Origin of the sequence: Paenibacillus sp. FSL F4-0100 (assembly GCF_037993005.1) — a bacterium.
Classification (GTDB): domain Bacteria; phylum Bacillota; class Bacilli; order Paenibacillales; family Paenibacillaceae; genus Paenibacillus_AQ.
Genome location: NZ_CP150303.1, coordinates 3916335 through 3940890, shown reverse-complemented (window position 1 = coordinate 3940890; position 24556 = coordinate 3916335). Strand labels below are relative to the sequence as shown.

Sequence of the window (24556 nt, the reverse complement as noted above, 5' to 3'; positions counted from 1 at the left end):
GAGAACCAATGATACTTATCAGGGGTTCTTCGTTTCGTTTAGGTAATGAATATTCATAAAACTGGTAGTTTTCGGGAATTAGAAGCATCCCTGCTAGCCCTGCATCACGAATGCTTCTATGAAGCATATGGCGAACCCATCGCGCCTTATCTCGGGAATGTCGTTGTCATCTTCCGCGGCATGGTGAGAGAATATTTGTCTCACGCGGTGCAAGCTGTGATCGCTGTTTCCATGGCCGAGCTAACTGAATTTATTGTGGATCGGTTAGATACGCTTATCCTTAATTTAGTCGCATGCCAAGCCAAGCCCATACTCGAAGCGAAGAACGCTTTTTTCAATGATATTAACCAAACGAACTAACTCAACCCCATCCAAATAATACCCTTTTGCGGGTGTATACTACCTTTCTAGATTCCGTAAGTGAATTGAGACTCTATGAGCGTCAACTCGATCTATTGCTTAGCCATTCGGCAAATTTTAGGACAGTTCAAAACAACTGACACTATTAAAGTGAATAAAATAGAATAAGCGGGGACCATGTCCCCGCCCTCCATATTGAAAGTAAATTATCCGCGCAAAATCGCTTCGATCTGCTCAAGTTCTTCCGCGCTAAGCTCCGGTGCATTTAAGGACGCCACCGCATCCTCAATTTGACTAACTTTGCTGGCGCCGATCAATGCAGAGGTCACTCTACCGCCACGAAGCACCCAGGAGAGGGCCAACTGCGACATCTTCTGCCCGCGGGCTGCGGCAAGGTCGTTCAGCTTCCGCACTTTGCCGAGGACATCTTCGGTCAGTTCCTTTTCAGAAAGAAAGACACTTGGTCCAGCGGCACGGGAATCGGCTGCGATACCGTTCAGATAACGGTCAGTCAGGATGCCCTTTTCCAGTGGGGAGAACACAATGCTTCCAATACCTTCTTCGTCCAATACATCCTGCAAGCCGTCTTCAATCCAGCGAGACAGCATGGAGTAGTTCGGCTGATGAATCAGACATGGAGTCCCAAGCTGGCGCAGGATTTCCGATGCTTTGCGTGTATCTTCTGCACTGTAATTCGAAATACCGACATACAGCGTCTTGCCTTGGCGAACAAGTAGATCCAGAGCGGCCATCGTCTCTTCCAACGGTGTATTAGGATCAGGACGGTGGTGGTAGTAAATGTCCACATAATCCAGTCCCATCCGTTTCAGACTTTGATCTAGACTGGAGACGAGGTATTTCTTGGAGCCCCATTCCCCGTATGGACCAGGCCACATGTAATATCCTGCTTTGGTAGAGATGATCAACTCATCACGGTAAGAAGCTAAATCCTTCTGAAGAATTTGTCCAAAAGTCTCTTCTGCAGAACCAGCAGGCGGACCGTAGTTGTTAGACAAATCGAAATGAGTAATTCCCAGATCGAAGGCTCTTCTGACCATGGCTCTGCCGTTCTCGAATGTATCGATCCCGCCAAAGTTATGCCACAGACCTAGTGAGATAGCTGGCAGACGCAGACCGCTGCGGCCAGTACGGTTATATGTCATCTTGTCATATCGGGTGGAGCTGGCATTATACATGGATGTTCCTCCTAAATGTGATTTGAAGCGCGATCACTTCATGCACTTGTAAAAGCCAATCTTTTCGGAAGCACATACTTTCGTTGGATCTAGCGCAATCTTCGTCATGAAGCTGCATGCGTTGCAAGTCAGTTTACGCTCTTATTGTAGAGAAAAGACAGGTCCAAACGTATGTCAGCAAGGAAGCAGTTTGTTTGGTCACCCTTTTTCTAGAAGACTTGAACGACTTCATGAATGCCATCCACTTCTTCAAAAATGGCACTTTCAATGCCAGCTTTTAATGTGATCGTTACACTAGGACAGCCGTTGCACTCTCCCAAGAATTTTAATTTAGCCACTCCATCCTTAACCTCAACCAATTCAGCATCCCCGCCATCGCGCATTAAAAAAGGACGCAGTTTTCTCAATACATCGTCTACCTCTTCGAACAATTCCTCAGAATCTCTCATTTTATGACTCCTTTCATAGAGGCTGTGCTATCAGCTTCACTGTTCGCATTTCCTTAATCACTGGCCTTTCTCTCGATCATTCTTTCCTCTAGTTCATCAATCATGTCTTGATAAATCGCTTGATAAAACTTAATTCTTCACTAGTGTAACGTTCTAGAAATCGGAAGTACCGATCTTGCTCCTGCTTATGCAACTTTCCGCGCAGTACATATAATTCCTGCGCTTTTGCCGTTAATTTGAAATGGATTTCCTTCTTGTTATCGTTAAGACGGATACGCTCAATAAAACCATCTTCCAATAATGTGGTCGTTATCTTTGTTATGCTTGCTTTCGTTAATCCATTTTTTCGGCAAGTGCTGTATTGTTGATGGGCTCATTATAGCCAATACAGTCAACGTGTACAGCTGTAAGATCAGCAGAATATTCGGAAATCCCCTGCTCTTTAACGCTTGCAGCTAGAATCAAGAATTGCAGCGATGTTACTTGTCGATTTTCGCGAAATATTCTAATGTTCTAACCAGTTGCGCGGTGTAAGACATTTCATTATCGTACCAGGCTACAGTTTTCACCAGTTGCTGGTCGCCAACTGTTAGAACTTTTGTTTGAGTGGCATCAAAAAGAGACCCGAATGTCATTCCTCTAACATCGGAAGATACGATCTCGTCCTCCGTGTATCCGTATGTTTCTGGATCTGATGCTTCTCTCATAGCGGCGTTAACTTCCTCAACCGTTACCTTAGTGTTCAAAACGGCTACGAGTTCTGTTACGGAGCCTGTTGGCACAGGTACACGCTGAGATGCACCATCAAGTTTGCCCTTCAGTTCAGGAAGAACGAGGCCAATGGCTTTAGCAGCACCGGTGGAGTAAGGAACAATGTTCTCTGCTGCAGCCCGTGCTGCGCGGAAGTTTCCTTTTGAATCTGGCGCATCAAGCGTATTCTGGTTGCCTGTATAGGCGTGAACGGTTGTCATCAACCCGGATTGAATTCCAAATTTATCGTTCAGAGCTTTAGCCATGGGAGCTAGAGAGACCGTTGTGCAAGAAGCGCCGGAAATGACGGTTTCCGTTCCGTCCAGTGTGTCATGGTTCACGTTGTATACGATCGTTTTCATGTCGCCTGTAGCAGGGGCGGAAATGACGACTTTCTTCGCTCCGCCTTTCAGGTGAAGCTCGGCCTTTTCTTTCGTGGTGAAGAAGCCTGTACATTCGAGAACAATATCAACGCCAAGCTCTCCCCAAGTAAGCTCTTCAGGATTCCGCTTAGCCAAAACCTTAACCTCTTTGCCGTTTACTTTGAAGGTTCCGTCATGGACTTCAATGTCACCGTGAAAAGTGCCTTGCGTCGTATCATATTTGAGCAGATGAGCTAACATTTTAGCGTTCGTAAGGTCGTTAATCGCTACAACCTCGACGCCTTCCACATCTTGAATTCGGCGAAAAGCGAGTCGTCCGATTCGTCCAAAACCGTTTATACCTACTTTTACAGTCATTGAAAAATCCCCCTATAAGTTTTATTTATTCCAACAAGCGAATGCCTGTGATGAAATAAAAATGGCCCAGCGCTATTTCATTCTAGAATGGCTTGTTGTATAATGCGAAAAGAGACCGATCGGTACTTTTTATATTAGCATGATATTAGTGAATTGCAAGGCCGAATTGAATAATTCGTTTAAAACAAATGAAATAAAATAAGGTTCATACGGAGGAGCTCATGAAAAAAGGGGACAGAACACGGGAACATATCATTATGAAATCGGCTGAAATTTTTAACCAGAGAGGATATGCCGGTACATCGCTAAACGATATTATTGCCGACACCGGAATTAAGAAAGGGGGCATCTATCGACATTTTGCCAGTAAAGACGAGATAGCGCTTGAAGCCTACAATTATGCTGCCAGTATGGTCGCCAGAAAATTTTCTGAGGCGGTCGATCAAGAGCAGTCTGCGTCAGGAAGGTTGGTTGCTTTTTTTCGTGTCTATGAGGATGTCGTCAACGATCCACCATTTATTGGCGGATGTCCCATGCAGAATACAGCTGTAGAAAGTGACGATACTCATTTGGAGCTTTGTGGTCGAGCAAGGCAAGGGCTGCATACCTTCTTGGATATGATGAAAAGTATTATTCGTGACGGCATTCAAGCTGGGGAGTTTAGGGAGGATCTGGATGTGGATGCGCTAGCATCATTTGCATTTTCCTTGTTGGAGGGAGGGATTTTGCTCAGCAAGTTGGATGGGGATAACAAGCACATGCTAATGAATAAAAAAATCTTCTCGTCCTATTTGCAGCAATGCTGCTTAAAGACCAGTTAATCTGGTGTACTGGCACATCGGAATGGAGCTGGGCATCATCGATGACAACTCAAGTTCAGAATTCTGACTTTCGATGGATCGTTTCATTTAAGTATAAGCTGTCTTAAGCAATAGCCCGAACGGGTGGTTTTTATATTTTTCACGGAGTTGTAAGAAAGAATTGATCTTTACTTGAACGTTTAGAGGAGAAGGCGTGACCACGATTGCAAGGCTAAACGTCGAATATATAATAAATTTTAAATATCAGGTTTTGTAATATTTCAACTGCATTTCTCACAAATTTGGGGAAATGCCAACTTATTATGTGAAAAAGTTCTCTTTTTATTCACGAAGGAGCAGAGCATATGTTAGCCCCCGAAGGTCGTAAAGTTTTACGTCTAAACCTGTTGTTTTAATTTTTCATTTTGTAGACAGGAACAGCGTTGGAGGGAGGAAGTAAATATGGGAATCGATACGGTACTATGGAGTAAACTGGTGACTGGAATGACACTAGGATTCCACGCTATTTTCGCGACACTTGGCGTGGGTATCCCATTAATGATTTCACTCGCCGAGTTTATCGGTATTCGTAAGAAAGATCTTCACTATATTCTAATGGCAAAGAGGTGGTCACGAGGGTTCATTATCTCTGTTGCAGTAGGCGTAGTCACAGGAACAGCAATTTCGTTACAACTCTCCTTGGTATGGCCCAATTTCATGAAACTTGCGGGAAATGTTATTGCGCTCCCATTGTTTATGGAAGTGTTCGCCTTCTTTTTTGAAGCCATTTTCCTAGGGATTTACCTGTACACGTGGGAACGGTTTAAAAACCCGATGATGCATTGGTTACTAACGATTCCTATTGTCGTCGGTGCAGGGATGTCAGCAGTATTTATCACGACGGTAAACGGATTTATGAATCAACCAGGGGGATTTACGTTTGAAGGAGGACTATTCACAGCCGTTGACCCCGTTCAAGCAATGCTGAGTACGGCAACATTCTCCAAGGTGTTTCATGTATTAAGTTCGGCCTATCTAACAGGAGCTGCTCTCCTGGCAGGTGTTGCAGCATTTGCAATACTTCGAAAAGGGGTTTCAGCATACCACAAAAAAGCATTAAAGCTGATGATGGCTGTCGTTTTGGTGTTCAGTTTAGTAAACACCTTAGCCGGAGACGTATCAGCTAAGTTTTTGGCCGAACATCAACCTGAAAAACTCGCAGCAGCCGAATGGCATTTTGAAACTGAAAGCGGCGCAGATTTGATATTTTTAGGGTGGCTTAATGTTGAGCATGAAATTATAGGAGCACTCCACCTTCCCAAATTTCTAAGTTTCTTGGCTTTTGGAGATTTCAATGCAGAAGTAACGGGTCTTAATGAGTTTCCTATCGACGAACAACCATCACTCGTGGTTCATTATTTTTTCGATTTAATGGCAATCATTGGATTTTTATTATTAGGCATTTCCTTTCTGTATTTCCTATTTGTACTTTGGAAAAAGCGTAACGAACTCAACAAGTGGATGCTGCGAATGATTGCATTAGGAGCACCGCTTGCTTTTTTAGGAGTTGAACTGGGGTGGTTTTACGCAGAACTCGGCAGGCAACCCTGGATTATCCGAGGATATATGCGTGTAGAGGAAGCGGCTACGACATCCCCAAGCGTCAGGATCCTTTTTTTCTTTTTCCTTCTACTATACATTGTATTGGGAACCGTTAGTGTTCTTGTGCTTCGTCGCATGTTCAATAATAATCCGGCTGAAGTTGAGATGGAGACGTGGACGCAGCATGCAAGCGACAAATCAACATTGAAGGGTGAGCACACATGATGAATTACGAATTGATTGGAATTTCAGTGCTCTGGTTGTTTTTGTACGGATATATCATAATCGCTTCCATTGATTTTGGCGCAGGTTTCTTTGCCTTTTATGCTCGTTTAACCAAACAGGACCATGTAATCAATAAACTGATTTCTCGTTACTTATCGCCAGTTTGGGAAATCACGAATGTATTTTTCGTTTTTTTCTACATTGGCATGATCGGCTTTTTCCCGGAAACCTCCTATTATTATGGATCAGCCATGCTTGTCCCAGGAAGTCTTGCGGTCATTTTGCTCGCTTTACGCGGTTCATTCTATGCATTTGAAAATTATGGCTCCAAAAATAATATTGTTTATCTGTTTCTGTATGGAGCAACCGGAGTGCTTATTCCTGCTTCATTGTCAGTGGCGCTGACATTATCCGAAGGCGGATTTATCTTGAAACAAGGAGAGACGGCCTCGTTGGATTACTGGGCACTCTTGAGCAGTCCACTGTCTTGGAGCATCGTTGGACTGGCCATCGTATCTGTTTTATTCATTAGCGCTGCTTTTCTGGCTTTTTACGCTTCGCGTGCTGAAGATCATGCTGCATTGAAATTGATGCGAACCTATGCGCTTTTTTGGAGCACGCCTACAATCGTTATCGCACTGACAGCATTTATTTTCTTGGGTCAACACAATGAGCGGCATTTCCAAAATATGATGGATTTATGGTGGCTACTCGCGCTCTCAGTTGCCTTTTTCATGATTGCAATGTGGTTATTATACCGAGGAGGTCGTTATGGGATGGCGTTTATATGCATCATGCTGCAATTCTTCAGTGCTTTTTTTGCTTACGGCATTGGACAATATCCTTACATTCTTGATCCATACATCACCATTCAAAGTAGTGTCACTTCTTCGTCTATGGGATTCGCACTGGTTGTGGCGTTTATCGGTGGTATGTGTCTCTTAGTTCCTTCATTGATCTTAGTCTTCAGACTTTTTCTGTTTGATGCGGATTATGTGAAAGGAAACAAATAGAATAGCACATTGTTTCTTACGGCAATATTTCCCACAAGGCCACTTTCCGGAAGGAGGAGAGTTTTTACGTGAAGAGAAATAAGAACCTCATTGCTCAACACATGTCTGCACAACGAAAATATCTTGTTCTTCTTGGCATCATATCCTTTGCACTTGGTACAGCCATTGTTGGTCAGGCTTCATTGCTTGCAGAAGCCGTCCAACGTATCTTCGTGGAAAAAGCCTCTTTCTCATCCGTGGCTATGATCCTTGGCATGCTTTTGGCGATTATGGCTTTACGTACATTGTTATCATTTGTTAATGGGAGAATTGGTCTCCATATGGCTGCCACTGCAAAGATCAACATGCGAGAATCTGTTTTGCAAAACTTGACCCGTGTTTCCATGGGTTTAAGTCTTCAGGGACAGACGGGAGAGAGGGTCAGCGTAGCATTGGATGCAGTAGACGAGGCGGATAGTTATTTCAGTCAGTACATCCCAAAAATGGTGGAAGCGATGATAATTCCCATTTTGGTCCTGATCGTTACATTTACTCAACATGCCAATTCAGGTTGGATCATGATCTTTACGGCTCCGTTTATTCCGATATTCATGATCTTGGTGGGGCTAAAGACGAAAAATAAATCGGAAGAAAAATATGAGCAGCTGGCCAACTTTTCCGGTACGTTTTTGGATTCCCTTCAAGGGTTGGTTACATTGAAAATATTCGGGCGAACTCATCGTCAGCAACAGGAGATAGAGCGCAGTAGTCTCAACTATCGTGACACAACCATGGATATTTTGAAAATCGCATTCATGAATACGTTCATGTTGGAATCCATTGTGATGCTTAGTATCGGTGTTGTTGCCCTTGAGTTGGCCATTCAGTTGGTTGTATACAAATCAATGACGTTTCACACTGCTTTTCTCGTTCTGTTACTCGTTCCAGAATTTTATAATCTCTTAAAAAATACAGGCACCGCTTTCCATAGCGGGCGAACAAGCATGGGAGCGATCCGTAAGATTGAGAGTATGCTTGAGAAGAATATGATGGAATCATATATAAGCGATGGAAAAAATCGGATGCCAAATTTTCAAATGTCACATGCAAAGCCACTTCCAGTACCCCCTTCGATAGAACTGAAAAATGTACGATTTAAGTATGCTCCTGATTCATTTGAATTCCACTCGGGAAGTGTGTTTCTTAAACCGGGGGACAACATTGCCATTGTTGGTAAGAGTGGAGCCGGTAAAACGACACTGCTTCATCTTATTGCCGGTTTGCTAAAACCGGATTCGGGGATAATTCTGGTTAATGGAAACCCACTCTCTCAAGATAATGAAGAAGTATGGTTTAAACATGTTAGCTACATCACACAGCACCCTTACATTTTTGCAGGCACATTCGAAGAAAATATTGCGATCGGTGCAGGTAGGGACGTTTCTAGGGCAGAAATCGAGAAAGCGGCAGAGGAAGCCGGACTTACAGCGGTTGCAGCACAACTGGATAAGGGGTTTGATACATTCGTTGGTGAGGGCGGACGTGGACTATCTGGTGGTGAAAAGCAACGTCTGGCCTTGGCACGCGCATTTTTGAAGCGACCTGCCATCATATTGTTCGATGAGCCTACAGTAGGGCTCGATTTGCACACCGAAAGCATACTACAACGTTCCATTTCCACATTGTCGAAAACGTCTACCATGATTACTGTGGCACATCGTTTATATACGATTCAACATGCCACCAACATTTTGTTTGTAGACCATGGATCGATCGTGGATTCAGGGTGTCACGAGGAACTTCTGAAACGCTTGCCCCAATATGCTGAAATGGTCGCTGTTCAACAAAAAGGAGGATTAGCATGAGTGAGCTGGCTATGTTTTCGAAAGCGATGTTTCAAGAGCGGAAGGATATTATCTTTTCGATAATAGGAGGGTTTATTGCTGGAATAGCCGGTGTAGCTCTCTTTTCCGCAAGTGGGTATCTGATTTCTCAAACGGTATTTGCGCCACCGCTCTATACATTGATTATCCTTACATCTCTTGTGAAATTTCTTGGTTTTCTCCGGTCGGCGAGCCGTTATGGAGAACGATTGTATACCCACCGGGCGACGTTCTCCATCCTCAGCCGTTTGCGAACTTCCTTTTTTGCTAAGCTCATCCCTTTGACACCCGGAATACTGAATAAAAATCGGAGTGGGGACCTACTTGCACGGATAGTTGGAGATGTAGAAAGTTTACAAAACTACTTTCTGCGCGTTGCATATCCGCCGCTTATTGTAATTATGGTGTTTTTGGCAACGGTGCTTTTTACAGCTTCCTATTCCTTCTGGATTGCAGGTTTGCTGGTATTGGGAATGTTGATGACTTCACTGGTCGTGCCTGGAATCGTTCTGTTGGGACAACGAAAAATACATGAGCGTGTCCGTGAGCAGCGATCGAAACTGTCCACGGAAATCACAGAAACACTGTATGGATTTCGGGATTTAAAGATTTATGGGCAGTTGGCACAGCGTGAGGAGCAACTTCAGCGCTATTCAGCTTCATTGGCAGCTGAACAGCAACGAGCTGCTGTCCAATTGTTACTGGGACAATCCATGCATGTTTTTGTTACATTTTTTATTGCTTGGGGTGTGATGACGCTCAGTGCCTATTTGATTATGGACGGAAGACTTGCTGGCGTATTTCTTGCCATGCTGGTTATGGCCACGCAAACCGTTTTCGAAGAGGCATCTGCTTTGGCCGTATTACCTGCATATAAGCAAGATAGCGAACATGCAGCCAATCGGCTGACGGAAACAATACCATCTCAAGCTACAACATTGCGATTAAGTAAGTCTGAGTCTTTGCGAACTGATTTACCTGTATCAATTGAAATAAGCAACACTACTTTTCAATATGAGGGGGAGTGGAGGCCAGCACTATTGAATTTCTCACTACATCTTGCTGCAGGTTCTAAAACAGCGATTGTTGGGCCGAGCGGGTCAGGAAAATCTACGTTAATCGAGTTGTTGCTCAAACTGCGAACAACAACATCGGGGAATATACGCATAAACAAAGTCTTGATTAACGAATTGGAGGAGGAAAACATCTGGGAATTGACAAATGTAGTGTTGCAACAAAGCCATTTTTTCAAAGGGACGCTTCGTGAAAATCTGTTGGAAAATGCAGATGAACATTCTGACGAGGAGCTAATGGAGGTACTTGCTAAAGCCCAATTTCCAAATGTTTCGCTAAACCAGGTGGTCTATGAGAAAGGTGAAAACTTATCCGATGGAGAAAAACAGCGTCTTGCCTTAGCACGAGCCATGCTACGCAAAGGACAACTTTGGTTGCTGGACGAACCAACGTCTTCTCTGGACTATGTAACCGAGCAACGCGTTCTAAAGCAATTGTACGAGCAAGCGAGCGGAGATACACTTCTTCTCATTTGTCATCGCCTCACCGGTCTAGAGAAGATGGATCAGATTGTCGTCATGGAGCAGGGCGAAATTGTGGAGATCGGCTCATTTACGGAATTGATGGAACAGAAGGGATACTTTTATAAGTTAAAACAGATTGAACTACAGATGATTGGTGAATCTGGAGTTTAAAACGCTTGAGCTCCTGTAAGCTAATCGGTTGGTTCGGTTCACTCAGGCAGTAGGAGGGCGTTTAAAAATGATGACAAACCATAGAAGAGTTTTACTAGTTGATGACGAGACGCGCATTCGTACCATCCTACGAATGTATTTGGAGTTAGAGGGATTCATAGTCGAAGAAGCACCGAGTGGTATAGAAGCCATCCAAAGATATTGGGAGAACCACGCAAATTATGATTTGATCGTGCTGGATTGGTTACTGCCTGACATGAATGGGATTGAGGTTTGCAAGTATATGAAACAGACACAACCTGATATTCCTATTCTGATGTTATCTGGGCGCTCGGAAGAAAGGGATCGTATTGAAGGTTTTGAAGCCGGAGCAGACGATTACGTCATCAAGCCATTTAGCCCAAGGGAAATTGTGCTGCGTATCCAAAACATGATAACCCGTGTATATTCTCTAAATAACTCTATCATGATTGGTGAAATTGTACTTTATCCTTCAGCACGCCGTGTTATGGTAAAACAAAATGAGGTCCATCTGACTCCCAAAGAATATGATCTGCTCTTTTTCCTGATCACACATCAAGAAAAAGTATATTCTCGTGAAGTATTGCTTACAGAAGTTTGGAAGTCATCGCACAGAGAGATTTACGACCGGCGTACAGTAGATACCCACATTAAACGCCTGCGTGATAAGCTATTCTCCTATTACCCGGAAGGAAATGGATGGATTCGGACATTATGGGGACATGGGTATATGTTCAAAAAAATTTAATTTTGGGGATATCAAAAATGCATTAAAAATGGACGAATGAGGCACCATTTGACCTTGTTTTTAACGGATTCTTATAGAAGACAGACACGCGTGGAGTTATGTAAGTCGACAAGAACATACACGCTAGTAGCCACTGAAGTGCACCTCTTAGAATAGACATTGGAAAAACCCCGGCGTTACGGACAATGGACGTACTACCGGCGAAACGAAGAAACGCTTATGCAGCTAGCTGATTTTATTAAGAATGAAATACAAGGCAGGCAGTCGCCATCGTGAGGTTGCCTGTTCATTTGAAATAAATATCTATAAATACAGATATACAGATATAGCTAAATGAATTCGTGGAGGGCAAAACATTGAAACGTGGCGGTTCTTTATTTTTTATTGCACTTGGCATTTTTGGCAATGTTAATACTGAACTTGGTGTCGTCGGCCTACTTCCGGCGATTATTGAGAAGTATGGTGTGACTGCTTCACAAGCGGGCATGCTTCTGAGCTCTTTTGCACTTATTATAGCCCTTTTTGGCCCATGGATGACGCTTCTGATGTCCAGATGGAACCGGAAAAGGATACTGATCGGAATTCTTGCGCTTTTCGCCGTCTCCAACCTCGCTTCGGCTTTTGCGCCGATCTTTCCGATTCTCCTGGTATTTCGGATCGTTCCTGCCCTGTTTCATTCGGTTTATTTCTCGATCGCTATCGTATTGGCTGCTGTATTGTCAGATAAAGAGAGAGTCGCACAGGCCAGCGCGAAAGTATTTCTGGGGTTCAGTCTGGGCATGGCACTTGGTATCCCGGTAACGTCTTACGTTGCGGATCAGTTTTCGCTTGAGGTTGCGTTTATATTCTCGGCAGTTGTGAACGGGGTCGCTGGACTGGGAATCGCCCTCATGGTTCCTAACGTAACGGACGACCGGAAGCCGGCCTCAATCGGAGCGCAGCTCAGTGTATTGCGAAAGCCAATCCTTTGGCTTAACATCGCAGCAGCCTGCTTTATTTTCGCCGCGACGTTTGCCGTGTACAGCTACTTTGCCGAATATATGGGACAGCATTTAAACATGAGCGGGAAGATTGTGAGTATGTTATTGGTCGTCTTCGGTGCCAGCGGCGTAGCGGGCAACTGGTATGCAGGCAAGTTACTCGGCAAGCATTTAACGAGAACGACGCTGCTTTATCCGATCGCTTTGGTGGTATGTTACATCCTTCTTCAGTATGCAGGAGCGTCGCTCATGTGGCTTGTCGGCATTGTTGTATTGTGGGGAGCCGTTCATACAAGTGGGCTTATCATCAGTCAAATTTGGCTGACATCGGAAGCGCCAGAAGCGCCTGAGTTTGCAAACAGTCTGTTCGTCTCCTTCTCAAATCTTGGTGTCACGATCGGTACGGCCGTAGGAGGCTGGCTGATTGCTATCTCCGGTACGGTGGAGATTGTGCGTGGTGGAATTCTATTTGCAGCGCTTGCCTTGATATGTATCGCTTCAAGCTCCGTATTCCAGGCGAAGTCGAAAGTACCGTCATCGGTGGACGGGAAATAATAAAGAAATTGGGGTAAAGTATGATGCGAACTTGCGGATGTTTCGTGCGTATAAATGAATGCTCATACTTCAGTACGCTTTTGGAAGGATAAAGAAGAAAATAGGCACATTAATTTTCTTATCGTAGCTGTTTTATTTATAATATCATTTTTTATAGTTATAAATAAGCAACTTGTACAAAGAAAAATTCTTGAGTTACAGATTGTTGAACATTTTCTAGACAATGCTCTACTTGAACAAAACAAATGGATGCAACCGGCTGATTCTCTGCGGAAAAAATCCTTTATCGAGGATATTTTCCATAAATTAAAAGATATGGAGGTATAAATGATTGACTAAACAAAAGGCATATATTATCACGGGACCAACTTCTGGCATGGGCTATTTTGCGGCTCTTAAACTTGCTCAGGCAGGACTTGTGGTCCTTGTTGCGAGAAATATTCAAAAGCTTGAAAAAGTTAAGGTAGATATTGAAAAACTTGGCGGGCAGGCAATTTGTGTTGTTTGTGATTTTTCAGATCTTGAAAGTGTTAATAAAGCTTCTAGGGAGATTATTGACCTTGATTTGACTCTCTTAGGGCTTGCGAATAATGCAGGAATCATGACAAATTCTGATGCTAAAAGTGCTCAGGGGCTGGATTTAACCTTTGCGACAAATCACTTGGGGCCATTTTTATTTACAGAATTGCTTTTACCTCATCTTGAGAAAAATTCAAACATTCTCTTTACCTGTTCCACTTCAGAAAATCCCGAGTCTGGTGCTAAAACTGCTGGTTTTCGTGGAAGTCGCTTCTTATCTGTTGAGCAGTCCGCAAGAGGAGAATATAAAGCCAATGGCTCAAAAGTTAAAGGATTTGATGCTTATGCCACTTCAAAACAGTGTAATCTAGCTACGGTTCTTTATTTTGCTTCTCAATATAAGGATTTCAAAATTAATGCTCTAGAGCCTGGCTTTAATCCTGGAACCGCTCTTGGAAAGACATCAGCTAATTTGCTCACAGAATTTGTCATGCTCCATCTGATGGCTCCACTTTCTCCACTCATCAAAGGTTGGAGTACACCCAAAAGTGCGGGAAATGTTATTGCAAAATTAGTAACGACCTGCGAGGCAACTGGTGTTTACTACAATGAGAAAGCTCGTTCAATTCAAGGATCGAAAGAAGTTCAAAACATAGAGTTCTGTAAGCAGATTGTATTAGACACTCGTCAATTTATAAGTGACTTAGGTTTTTAATAAAAGTTCAACTAAAAGCGAGGTTCGAGTCTGCAGGACAGGATTGTTTTCTCCATTGGTTTATAGTGTTGCTTCGCATGGAGAGAACACAGGCACTCAGGGGAGAACGGCTGCTATTCAGCAGGCTATCGAGTCTCTCTGGCTGTAACCAAAACCGTTATTGAAAAACTAGGTAAAGGTATGGGGCTGCTATTTGAAATAGTTGTTCCATGCTTTCTTTTTGAAAAACTTGGATAGGTGGTTATTTATTTGGATGCAGTGAATACAGAAAATAAACCAGCAAGTAAAAGCCCGACTTTGGCGTTACTAGCGCTAACAATAGGGGCATTTGCGATTGGAATGACTGAATTTATTATTATGGGGTTACTTCCTGAAGTGGCCGAAAGCTTGCAGGTGTCCATCCCCTTAGCGGGGCTGCTCATTACCGGATATGCACTGGGTGTGGCTATAGGAGCTCCTATCATCACAGTCGCCACTCATCGAATGAAGCGAAAGCAGTTGCTTCTTTTTCTTATGATTCTGTTCATATCAGGTAATGCATTGGCTGCTCTTGCACCGAACTATGGAGTATTAATGGTAGCTCGTATCGTGGCTGCATTAACTCATGGGTCCTTTTTTGGCGTTGGATCTGTTATTGCAGCTGGACTGGTTCCTAAGGAAAAACGGGCTGGAGCTATTGCCATCATGTTTACCGGTCTGACACTTGCAAATATTCTTGGCGTTCCGATCGGTACATTTATTGGTCAAGCCTTTGGATGGAGATCCACTTTTTGGGCGATCACTATCCTAGGTCTGATTGCTTTGATTGGGATTGCCGTGCTCGTTCCAAAAGTAGAATCAGCTTCATCGAACCTTAAGCAGGAGCTTAGTGTACTGCGTAAGCCAACCGTTTATATTGCTCTTTTGATGACGACGTTTGGTAATGGAGGGCTCTTTACGGTATTCACTTATATTTCACCGATTTTAACTGATATTACTAAGTTCCCGGTGAATTCGGTTTCTTACATCCTTGTTTTATTCGGGATCGGCATCACGCTTGGGAATATTATCGGAGGCAAGCTGGCTGACCGCAAATTAATGCCGTCTCTCCTCGGGATACTCGTTGTGTTGGCCATAGTTTTGGCAGTATTCTCAATTACGGATCAGCATAAAGTGCCTGCTTTGATTACTATTTTTATATTAGGAATGGCTGCTTTTGGAATTATACCAGGATTGCAGCTTCATATGCTGAATACGGCCAAAGAAGCTCCAACGCTGGCGTCGACTTTAAATGTTGCGGCTTTTAACTTGGGTAATGCGCTTGGTGCGTATATCGGAGGCTTGGTTATAGATTTACAATTTGGGGGAGGCCTAACAGCTGTTCCTTGGGTTGCTTCCATCGTAACCGTCGTGGGAATTTTATTTACTCTCTGGGGTGCTCAACAACAAAAGAAATAGTCAAAAACAAAGTAGCGTCTCAGAGGAAGCAGGTCTTACAGACTTGCTTCTTTTTTTATTTATATTTTTCTACAAGCTAAAGAATTCGATCGTTCAATAAACTAACGGGAAACGATAGCTCAAAATACAACGGCAGCAAGAGCGTAACTGCCTGCCAGCGGACCAATTATTTTCTTTACTTAAGAGAGGATCGAGGCGTATAATTCGTTCAGACATCGGAGTGAGAAGAGGAGAATTGATTATGAACAATGGGTTGGTCAACGCTATTTTCGCGTATATCATTTGGGGGGTTCTCCCGCTTTATTGGAAGTTGTTTGACGATGTGCCGGCAGGCGAAATTCTGTCACATCGGGTTGTCTGGTCGTTCGTCTTCATGGGTATTCTCGTCGCCGTCCAGCGCCGCTGGGGTGACATGAAGCGGATTGCGGCTAGTCGCTCGCTCCTGCTGTCGCTCGCCGCCAGCGGACTGCTGATCGCAGCTAATTGGCTCATCTTCATCTGGGCGGTCAACAATGGCCATGTCGTCGAGACAAGTCTCGGCTATTATTTGAACCCGTTGCTGAACGTGCTGCTAGCGGTCGTCTTTCTTCGTGAGAAGCCAAACCGCGGCCAATGGCTCGCGATTGCCATCGCTGGCGCTGCGGTGCTCATCATCGCCATCGACTACGGGCGGTTCCCATGGATCGCGATCTCGCTGGCCGTGTCGTTTGGCTTGTACGGCCTCGCGAAGAAGAAGATCGTGCAAGACGCTTCTGTAGGCTTGCTGTCGGAGACGGCTGTAGTCCTGCCCGTCGCGCTCGGCTACTGGATCTATTTGGCCGCCGTGGGAAAGACGACGGCATGGACGCTGCCTCCTTCCATGTTCGTCGAACTGCTTCTTTCCGGCGTAGTAACGGCGCTGCCGCTGCTCTTCTTTGCACGAGCGGCCGCCCGGATGGCGCTGTCCACGCTCGGCTTCGTACAATACATCGGGCCGACGATCATGCTGTTACTGAGCGTATTCGTGTTCAAGGAATCGGTCTCGCCGGTTCTGCTCGTCGGCTTCGCGCTCATCTGGACAGCGCTAGTCGTATACGCTGCGGCATCGGTTCGGAACACAAAACTCGCGAAGGCGAGCTGACGGCAAAGACTCCCCGGTACTGTCATAACGGCCATTTCCGTCATATGGGCGAGAGATGGCCGTTTTCCGTTTGTGGTGTTATCTGGCATATCTGAGCACACTAATTTACCATGACTAGATCTATATTGAATTAACATTATATAAGGGGTTAAGCTAACGGGAAAGGTTAGGTCAATCAAAAAGAAGAAGTCAGTCGGTCATTGTGATCGGCTGCCTTTGTTAAACTAAAGGGCAGGATAGTTTGATAACTGTATGGGCAGAGTATCCAAAAATCGACTAGTGTCGGGGGACAAATAGCGGCTTTTTTGTTTTATCGGTAATGAAAAGCGATGTAATTAAAACCTCATTAAGTAGCATCATGCAGGACAGTTTTCGCATTTCGATTAGATGAAGATCTGAGTAGAAGTATTGTGTCTATTTTGAGTGACTGAAACGCTGAATGCTGTTTTATGGTCAAAGAAACCAGCTTCAATGATCGGAAGTACTTCAATTTAAACTGTGATCTCATTTGAAGTAGATAAAACAAACTCGGTCGCCCTTTCGATAAGCGCAGTCCGACGGCCCTACTTTTGCAGCTTGGATAGCGGTGATCCGTACCACAAGTAACGGTGAATGGTTGATATGGTTACGTTCCAACAGATTGAATATATTGTAGATTCGTTTGCATCTCGAGAGAGGTGCTTTTTTTCGTTTAAGGTACCTTACGATCTCTTCACCAAGAATGGCTGAATCAAAAACGTGCCATGTCGAGAAAAGACTTTGCGATCATTTTATTAATAAGTCGTACAAACTTCGTATGGTCGTCATCCTGCGCTATTTTCACGACTATGCTCTGAAATCGCAGACATGCTGCAGATCACCGTTGGCATAGTAAATCCAGGCATCATCTGGCAATGAAACAACTCCGGAAACATTTCGAAAGGCCGTGAGGAGACGTGTATGTCCATTGACAAGGAATTGCGTGAAGAGCTTTGTCAGACGGCAGATTCAATGAACTGCCCACCGTAATTGTATGGACGTGTCAGGTAGTCCTATCTACATTATGATAATGAAAAGAGAGGTAGATCTCCCATGAAAAAACGCATGAAATCATTACCGAAAAATAGCCACAAAAGCAGGGTGGAGGGAACCGCCAAAGTTTTTTACTATACCGTGAGTCGTTCAACTAATTTAACTTCGCCCGAATTAATAACTTTCTTCCCATCTCCACTAAAGGTATTTCAATTGTAGTAATATTCATAATTTTAGCTATTGGTTGATTGTCAAACCCTATAACTGCCAGTTCATCCGGTATTGAAATTCCCTTTTCCTTACTACATGTAACAATTCCTGCAGCTACTTGGTCGTTTGAAACCACGCGTGTATATTACGAAGATGCCACTGAATTTGGCGATGTTCGGTGGAAACCGGGCAGAGTCGTTTCTCGCGGAGCATCCGGGTGAAACGTATGTCATTGGCGGGCATTCTCTAGGGGGTGTGTTTGCCTCAAGATATGCCGCAGCACACACAGATCAGATCAAAGGGGTATTTTACCTTGCATCCTATGCGGATGATGGCGGGAGACTGGACGGAACAAACTTGTCTGCACTGCAACTTACGGGAAGTAATGATGGTGTTCTGAACTGGGAAGCGTGGGAAAAGGCCAAAACCAATCTTCCGAAAAACACGACATTCGTGAGTATAAAGGGTGGCAACCATGGTCAATTTGGCTCCTACGGGATGCAAAAGGGAGACAGCGCGCCTAAGGTTACAGGACAGGAACAGCTTCAGCAGGTTGTTCAGGCACTGAAAGAATGGATGAAATCAGAACAAAAATAAAAAAAGGACCGTAAGTGTTCATCTTCCATCGATGAATGCTTTCGGTCCTTTTATGTTTATACTGTACCTTTATGCCCTGGCAGCATTCTTTATAAAAATATCTAATGAACGACGGTATCGGTTTCCGCCTCTTTTTGGTAACGTCTTCGGAAGGATCCGCCGCGTGCCAGAGCGAAGAAGATGAGCAGGGCAATAATCGAGCCAACGATGGCTGGAATAATATGAAATCCGCCAATCACCGGCCCCCTTGGTCCCAGCAATTCCGTTCCTAACCAGGAACCGATAAAACCCGCAATAATGTTCCCAAGTACACCGCTCGGTACGTCCCGCCCAATCAAGTTGCCGCTTAACCAGCCAATAAGTCCACCAACAATGAGTACCCAGAGCAGATCCATGGATTGTTCTCCTTTCTTCGGGTTTATTACAAGTTATGTTGGGCTCAGTGGAATCAGTTGGTGGAGGAATCTAAAGTGTCTGTGCTAAGATGAGGGTAAATTATGATTCAAGTTGGGGAACAAGGCTAGAAGGGGTGCACATTGAAGAAAATACTTGTCATTGACGATGAAGTCGCAATCAGAGATTTAATTGAGCTCGTACTGAGAAGAGAAAACTACGTCGTTCAAACGGCTGAAAACGGTAAAATAGCCCTGCAGCTGCTGGATGCTTTTGGGCCGGACCTGGTGGTGCTTGACTTGATGCTGCCTGACTGCTCCGGATATGACCTGTGCAAGGAAATCACCGGGAAACGTGCCGTTCCTGTGATCATGCTCTCTGCCAAAAATGAGGTAATCGACAAGGTGTTGGGACTAGAGCTAGGGGCGGAAGATTACATGACCAAACCCTTTGACAATCGTGAATTGCTCGCTCGGATCAAGGTGATTCTGAGAAGAAACGAGAGCAAGGAGGAATCAAGTGAAGGAACAGAAGTGAAATCTACACGCATCATTCATGAAGAGCTGACATTTGATCTGGAAAGCCGAAGGGTGCTGAAAAACGGTGTACCCGTGTCTTTAACGGCCAAAGAGTTTAAAATTCTGGAAACGTTACTCAAAAGGCCAGACAAAATCTTTACCCGGGATGAGCTGCTGCAGATCGGATGGGGATATGACTTTATGGGAGACAGTCGCAGTGTGGATATGACCATCATGCGATTACGGAAGAAGCTGGAGGATAACGCGGACGAACCGAAGTATGTCAGGACGATCTATGGATTTGGCTATCAACTTGGAGGTGGTGAGGCCTGAAGTATGCAACCCGGTTACTGCTGAATTATTTATTTTTCTCCGTGCTGTCCTTTGGCATCATCATTTTTGCGGTGAATAAAGCCATTGATTACTACAGCTTCATTACCATTGAAAAACAGATGATGGAGAAGGCGGATCTGTCCGAGTTGTCCTTCCGTGAGGTGTTGGCACAGCATAGATCATCGACAGGAGAGCCGCAGACAAAAGAAATCGTCAGACTTGCTCTGGAGAAGCTGAAAGCTTCAGGCAAGGAAGTACGTATCTATGATAGCTCCAAGCAGTTGCTGGGCTTGGCTGTGGATGGCATCATCATTAATGATGGCAAACCTCTTATTTTTGAAAAGAATATTGAGAAAGCCCTGAGCGGCAGTTATGCCTACACCGTAACGGAAGATCATCTGCTTTATTTTGCCACTCCCATTCAGGATCAATACTACCAAAACGCTTATGTGTATGAGTTCGTGGAGGACATTTCCTACTTTTATGCGATTATGGATCAAATACGTTATATCCTGTTTGCGGGTGCAGGCGGATTTATTGTACTGATTACGTTATCCAGTCTGTGGATTGCCCGCAACACAACCAAGCCGATTAAGCTGTTGCTTGGCGCTGCGCAAAGTTTCTCTAGACAGGAGTTTCGGAGAGTTCATCTAAACCGGAAGGATGAGCTGGGCATGCTGGCAGATGGGCTGGATTCCATGGGGCGGCAGCTTCATGATTACATTCAGTACCAGAAACAATTTGTCTCCAACGTATCTCACGAGTTAAAAACACCATTGGCAGCAATTCGTGGTTTCTCTCAATACTTGTATGAAGGGGAGAACGAGAACAAGGAGCTGCAAAAAATCTATGCTCATCTGCTGCAGGAATCGGATCGGCTGACGCGCTTGATTAATGAACTGTTGTTGCTATCCCGATTCGACAAGGCTGGTTCTAACGAACTGGAAGCCCGGAAGACGGAAATGAACGAACTGATTCAGCAAGTCGCAACGAGTATGGGTGCCAAGGCCAAAGATAAAGGAATCGAGATTATGTTCAGTGAGGCGGAAGCGGAACCGGAGGATAAGCTTCTGACGAGAATCCACGCCAACGTGAATCCAATGCTGATGTCCCATGCGATCGCCAACCTTGTGGACAATGCCATCAAATATTCAGGCAGTCCATCGCTAATCGAATTGAAGTTGGAACATACGCCAAGCGAGGTAGTTATACGGATACGTGATCAAGGTATCGGTATCGCGGGTGATGAGCTGGAGAGAGTGCAGGATCGCTTTTACCGGGCGAAAAATGCAAGCACAGCGAACGGTTCAGGTCTTGGACTTTCTATTTGCAAAGAGATTGTAGAGCGGTTTAATGGATATATCGACATGGAAAGTCAAATCGGGGAAGGAACGACCGTTACGATTGTGTTACCCCGTGCGTAAACACGCGCGTAAATAGTTAACGTTACAAGATTGATACAATTCTGTTATGAGACTAACAAATGCTTTTTTTATAATCACTTCATAAGAAGAAATCACACATTTATGGAGGGATCATGATGAAATTGATAAACAAAGCTACAGCTGTTATCCTGCTGAGTATTTTACTAACGATGGCACTGACGGGCTGTCAGTCCAATGGTGCCAAGTCGCCAGAAGCGGCGCAGAACTCGGCTGAAAAAAACACGCCCGACGAACAGGCCAAAGGCGAAGGAGCATCAAATTCTACTGCGCCTGCTTCAGAAAATTCGGAAGGACAGAGTGCTGAAGCTATTAAGGAAGGTTCGATGGAGAAGGAAGGCAATGTGGTGCTGAAGGAGCTTGCTTTTGTCTATAATGAGCACACCATTGCGATTTCGGATACAGCGAATGAAGATCAGATGGAACAGATGCTGGGCAAACCGGATAACCTGAAATCTCATACGTACAATGCCGGCGATGGAACAAACATGGATACGTTAATCGGTTTTACAGAAAAGGTTTATACGTATCCTGGTCTGGAGATTAAAACAATCAGTATACCGGAGGGGAAACAAGACTCCATCTTTCATATCGAAATTACAGATCCTAAGTACGCGACAGTGCGAAACATTAAAGCAGGAGATAGCCTGGATACACTCAAAAACGCCTACCCTGAGGGGAAACTGCTTGGTGATGGAGCCCCTAATGAGGAGGATGACTTCCGTTACGAGCCATCCAATTATGTGGATGTGATGTCGTTTCATATCAAGGATGCCAAGGTGGAGAGCATTCAGATCTACAGCCTTCTGGACTAATATTTAGTGATCGATGTTGGTAAGCCATTCATACGATTCACCTTTAATACCTGCCCGGGAGAGGGGTAGGTATTTTCTCGTTATAGACTCGTTTATAGAATGGTATCGAGCTGACAGGTTTTCTCTTAAAAAAACTTAGACATGGTACAATTTTGCCATACACAATGATGTCGGGGAACAAAAACATATTCCCATTGAAAGTCGCTATTAGCGGCTTTTTTTGTTTTATCGGTACAAGTTCTTGTCCCGAGCCAAGGACAAGAACTTGTACCGATTAGAGAAGCATCTAACTATGTTTCCATGCAACTTCATTAAGCTAACGGGCAGTTTTGCGTAATGGATGGTCATTATTATCAGGCAGATGGGGAATGTTACCTTTATAATAATGTGGAGGTATCAATCTGATATGAAGATGTTTTGTATGCTGCTTGTAGTGGGAATAGTTTGTTGCTATACTTCTCAAACAGTTGACGCCACAGAGGGACCAGAAGTGTTTGATATTAAAAAAGGTGAGGTCGTACTTACCCTCCCCAATTCAAATTCTTTACAAAACCAAGTTAAAAACTGGTTGTCTTCATCTGTAAGCGGTATAGCAGGGGCATTAAGAATCGAACCAAGCGATGGCATAGCGATTAAGGTCCCGCTTACTCCTCCTTACATAGTTCAGAATAAATGGATAACGGGAACAGTTACGGAAGTCGTTATTTTTGTTGGGAAGATACAAGCTTATAATCCAACCATGCTGGTTTTTACTAAGAAAAATAATGTTGTGGCTGTCAATATTCAAGGCGACACTTTAAAAACATTTCTTAAAGAAAACAATCTGTACAATTCAGAATTATATTTAGGTGACACTCCATTGCACTAACGGGACCCGTTAGTGCAATTTAACACAAAGAGAGCAAGATAAGCGATTGGCTGTTTTTTTATCGCAATTTAATCCAATTGGTCAATGAATATTTAACTAGGTTTAAGAAGTTAAAAGAATAAGGGGGAATGATGTGCCAAATGATTACGTATGGGGAATTTTCGTTGTTGCTGAAACAACTGCTTTACCAATAGGTTTATGCCACTCATGAGTTAGCCGTGAATGAAATCAAGGGCTTGCCAAGAGACTACAATTATCAATTGCTTCGAATGCCTCTAAATCATAACTTCGCATATTACCACAAAAAGAGTGGTAAGTTGGTTGGGATGGATGCGGTTTATCATGAGCATTTTCATATCAAAGATGAAAGTCAAACCGATTGGTTGTTACGCTAACGGGATAGTTTGCATTTTCAGATATAAAAAGGGTGAAGCCAGAGAAGAGAAGGAAATAATGGAGGGATACAAATGATAAACATAATTGAAGAGCTTAAGAAAATGTCCCAAAAAAGAGGGTTTGAAAAAAAAAGACAATTTTCATCAGCTGCTGGAAAGATGTAAGGATATAACGTTGTCAAATGAAGATGTTGAATTTTTAATAGAACTATATTTTAAGGCTAAAAATTTGTACATTCGCAACACAATATTGAAAGCGCTTGTGTTCTGTAAAGATATTGATTTAAAGGAATTCTTCTTAAAAGCGTTTAAAAAAGAGCGCTACCTAGATATGAGATTGACTGCAATTCGAGGCTATGCAAAGTATGCGACTGAGAAAGAAGTAGAGAAACTGATGTCTATATTCATAGAAATTCTGATGAAGCGTCCTGAAAGCACCCCTTATAACTTTCAAGAATATGAGCTGCTTCGTTCTGATTTTGGGCTGCCGTATTTAGTAAATCAATATGGATATGCATGTTTTATTCAGGCATATGAGCAGGAAGAAAAACAATATAATGCCATGCCAGATGCTTTCAAAGGACATTTTACTTTAAATGAAAGAGGGGATATTGTCCGACTTCGCTCAATAGGAGAAAGCAAGAAGACGCTTGATGAATAGGAGCAGAGGTAATTGAAGTTTGAAAGGAAGTGACACTAATGATAAAGCAACATCTGTTATTTAAATTCAACAGATTCTCAACAAATGAAGTTTTGACAGCATGGGAAAACGCAGATAAATCAAAAGATGTAATATTATTAGAATCCGCCAATTCGGAGTGGTCAATAGAAGTAGACGGTATCCAAAATATCTCTGATCAAATGTTTGAACACTTTCTATCTAAAATTGATGTATTTGATAATGGAGTGCAGCTTTATTGTAAAGAGGTCTATGAAAACAGTAATTTTAAAATAGAAAATTTTATCGTGTCATTGCAGTGGATTTCATTACTTGAAAACTCTATTACAATGGGATATTGGGGAGATTATATGAACGTAGAGCTAAGATCCAACATAGAGTGTGACAATGGCATCTGGAAGCAGAAAGACATCTATTATCAATAGTAGCAAGATGCTTATACATACATATCGGAGGACAAGAACATGATCCCATAGAAAGTCGCTAATTAGCGT

General features: G+C 43.6%; 23 protein-coding genes. 18 read left to right on the top strand and 5 right to left on the bottom strand.

The features are described 5' to 3' along the window. Positions 1 to 45 precede the first annotated feature (45 nt). On the top strand, positions 46 to 360 hold the full coding sequence (locus tag MHH48_RS17785; RefSeq protein WP_076323573.1) for a hypothetical protein: 315 nt from the start codon (positions 46 to 48) through the stop codon (positions 358 to 360). A 206-nt stretch (positions 361 to 566) separates the two neighbouring features. On the opposite strand, the gene MHH48_RS17780 is transcribed toward MHH48_RS17785, so the two are convergent. The 3 genes from MHH48_RS17780 to gap all read right to left on the bottom strand — a co-directional run bounded on the left by MHH48_RS17780 (position 567) and on the right by gap (position 3495). Then, positions 567 to 1556, bottom strand: coding sequence for an aldo/keto reductase (locus MHH48_RS17780; RefSeq protein ID WP_076323572.1), 990 nt, complete (start codon positions 1554 to 1556; stop codon positions 567 to 569). Positions 1557 to 1765: 209 nt separating this feature from the next. Beyond that, positions 1766 to 2005, bottom strand: a complete 240-nt coding sequence (locus MHH48_RS17775; protein WP_076323571.1) for a NifU family protein — start codon at positions 2003 to 2005, stop codon at positions 1766 to 1768. Positions 2006 to 2484: 479 nt separating this feature from the next. Next, positions 2485 to 3495 carry a type I glyceraldehyde-3-phosphate dehydrogenase gene (gap, locus tag MHH48_RS17770; RefSeq protein WP_076323569.1) on the bottom strand — a complete coding sequence of 337 codons (1011 nt, stop codon included), beginning with the start codon at positions 3493 to 3495 and terminating at the stop codon, positions 2485 to 2487. Positions 3496 to 3716: 221 nt separating this feature from the next. Between gap and MHH48_RS17765 the strand changes: the two genes are divergently transcribed. From MHH48_RS17765 to rarD, 10 genes are all read left to right on the top strand, one after another. Beyond that, positions 3717 to 4316, top strand: a complete 600-nt coding sequence (locus tag MHH48_RS17765; protein ID WP_076323568.1) for a TetR/AcrR family transcriptional regulator — start codon at positions 3717 to 3719, stop codon at positions 4314 to 4316. Positions 4317 to 4757: 441 nt separating this feature from the next. Then, positions 4758 to 6122, top strand: coding sequence for a cytochrome ubiquinol oxidase subunit I (locus MHH48_RS17760; RefSeq protein WP_076323567.1), 1365 nt, complete (start codon positions 4758 to 4760; stop codon positions 6120 to 6122). Next, positions 6119 to 7135, top strand: a complete 1017-nt coding sequence (locus tag MHH48_RS17755) for a cytochrome d ubiquinol oxidase subunit II (protein ID WP_076323566.1) — start codon at positions 6119 to 6121, stop codon at positions 7133 to 7135. Before MHH48_RS17760 ends, MHH48_RS17755 begins: the two co-directional genes overlap by 4 nt. Before the next feature lie 68 nt (positions 7136 to 7203). Beyond that, the gene (gene cydD, locus MHH48_RS17750; RefSeq protein ID WP_076323565.1) at positions 7204 to 8979 is read left to right on the top strand and encodes a thiol reductant ABC exporter subunit CydD; all 1776 of its coding nucleotides are present in this window, start codon (positions 7204 to 7206) and stop codon (positions 8977 to 8979) included. Continuing rightward, a complete protein-coding gene (gene cydC, locus MHH48_RS17745) occupies positions 8976 to 10706 on the top strand; it encodes a thiol reductant ABC exporter subunit CydC (RefSeq protein ID WP_076323564.1) in 1731 nt (576 codons plus the stop codon). The genes cydD and cydC overlap by 4 nt, the downstream gene beginning before the upstream one ends. Before the next feature lie 67 nt (positions 10707 to 10773). Next, positions 10774 to 11475, top strand: a complete 702-nt coding sequence (locus MHH48_RS17740; RefSeq protein ID WP_144023475.1) for a response regulator transcription factor — start codon at positions 10774 to 10776, stop codon at positions 11473 to 11475. Between the two features lie 356 nt (positions 11476 to 11831). After that, a complete protein-coding gene (locus tag MHH48_RS17735) occupies positions 11832 to 13010 on the top strand; it encodes an MFS transporter (RefSeq protein WP_076323563.1) in 1179 nt (392 codons plus the stop codon). 331 nt (positions 13011 to 13341) lie between these two features. After that, positions 13342 to 14244, top strand: coding sequence for an SDR family NAD(P)-dependent oxidoreductase (locus tag MHH48_RS17730; RefSeq protein WP_083659716.1), 903 nt, complete (start codon positions 13342 to 13344; stop codon positions 14242 to 14244). Between the two features lie 249 nt (positions 14245 to 14493). Then, complete coding sequence (locus MHH48_RS17725; RefSeq protein WP_076323561.1) at positions 14494 to 15681, top strand: MFS transporter; 1188 nt, start codon at positions 14494 to 14496, stop codon at positions 15679 to 15681. Between the two features lie 241 nt (positions 15682 to 15922). After that, entirely contained in the window at positions 15923 to 16801 is an 879-nt protein-coding gene (gene rarD, locus MHH48_RS17720; protein ID WP_076323560.1) for an EamA family transporter RarD, read from the top strand. Between the two features lie 1165 nt (positions 16802 to 17966). Here the strand turns inward: rarD and MHH48_RS17715 are convergent. Further along, positions 17967 to 18158, bottom strand: coding sequence for a substrate-binding domain-containing protein (locus MHH48_RS17715; RefSeq protein WP_083659715.1), 192 nt, complete (start codon positions 18156 to 18158; stop codon positions 17967 to 17969). Here MHH48_RS17715 and MHH48_RS17710 point away from each other — a divergent pair. Next, complete coding sequence (locus MHH48_RS17710; protein ID WP_256720612.1) at positions 18149 to 18619, top strand: alpha/beta hydrolase; 471 nt, start codon at positions 18149 to 18151, stop codon at positions 18617 to 18619. The two genes, MHH48_RS17715 and MHH48_RS17710, sit on opposite strands and share 10 nt — an antisense overlap. Positions 18620 to 18720: 101 nt before the next feature. On the opposite strand, the gene MHH48_RS17705 is transcribed toward MHH48_RS17710, so the two are convergent. After that, positions 18721 to 19014 carry a GlsB/YeaQ/YmgE family stress response membrane protein gene (locus MHH48_RS17705; RefSeq protein WP_256720611.1) on the bottom strand — a complete coding sequence of 98 codons (294 nt, stop codon included), beginning with the start codon at positions 19012 to 19014 and terminating at the stop codon, positions 18721 to 18723. 141 nt (positions 19015 to 19155) lie between these two features. Between MHH48_RS17705 and MHH48_RS17700 the strand changes: the two genes are divergently transcribed. From MHH48_RS17700 to MHH48_RS17675, 6 genes are all read left to right on the top strand, one after another. Next, positions 19156 to 19863, top strand: coding sequence for a response regulator transcription factor (locus MHH48_RS17700; RefSeq protein WP_076323558.1), 708 nt, complete (start codon positions 19156 to 19158; stop codon positions 19861 to 19863). Positions 19864 to 19934: 71 nt separating this feature from the next. Next, positions 19935 to 21287, top strand: coding sequence for a HAMP domain-containing sensor histidine kinase (locus tag MHH48_RS17695; protein WP_256720610.1), 1353 nt, complete (start codon positions 19935 to 19937; stop codon positions 21285 to 21287). A 113-nt stretch (positions 21288 to 21400) separates the two neighbouring features. After that, positions 21401 to 22120 carry a hypothetical protein gene (locus MHH48_RS17690; protein ID WP_256720609.1) on the top strand — a complete coding sequence of 240 codons (720 nt, stop codon included), beginning with the start codon at positions 21401 to 21403 and terminating at the stop codon, positions 22118 to 22120. Between the two features lie 406 nt (positions 22121 to 22526). Then, positions 22527 to 22988 (top strand): hypothetical protein, encoded by a 462-nt coding sequence (locus tag MHH48_RS17685; protein WP_076323555.1) that lies wholly within the window; start codon positions 22527 to 22529, stop codon positions 22986 to 22988. A gap of 516 nt (positions 22989 to 23504) precedes the next feature. Further along, positions 23505 to 24044: a hypothetical protein gene (locus tag MHH48_RS17680; RefSeq protein ID WP_256720608.1), complete on the top strand. Its 540-nt coding sequence runs from the start codon at positions 23505 to 23507 to the stop codon at positions 24042 to 24044. 38 nt (positions 24045 to 24082) lie between these two features. Continuing rightward, positions 24083 to 24487 carry a hypothetical protein gene (locus MHH48_RS17675; protein ID WP_076323553.1) on the top strand — a complete coding sequence of 135 codons (405 nt, stop codon included), beginning with the start codon at positions 24083 to 24085 and terminating at the stop codon, positions 24485 to 24487. Positions 24488 to 24556 lie beyond the last annotated feature (69 nt).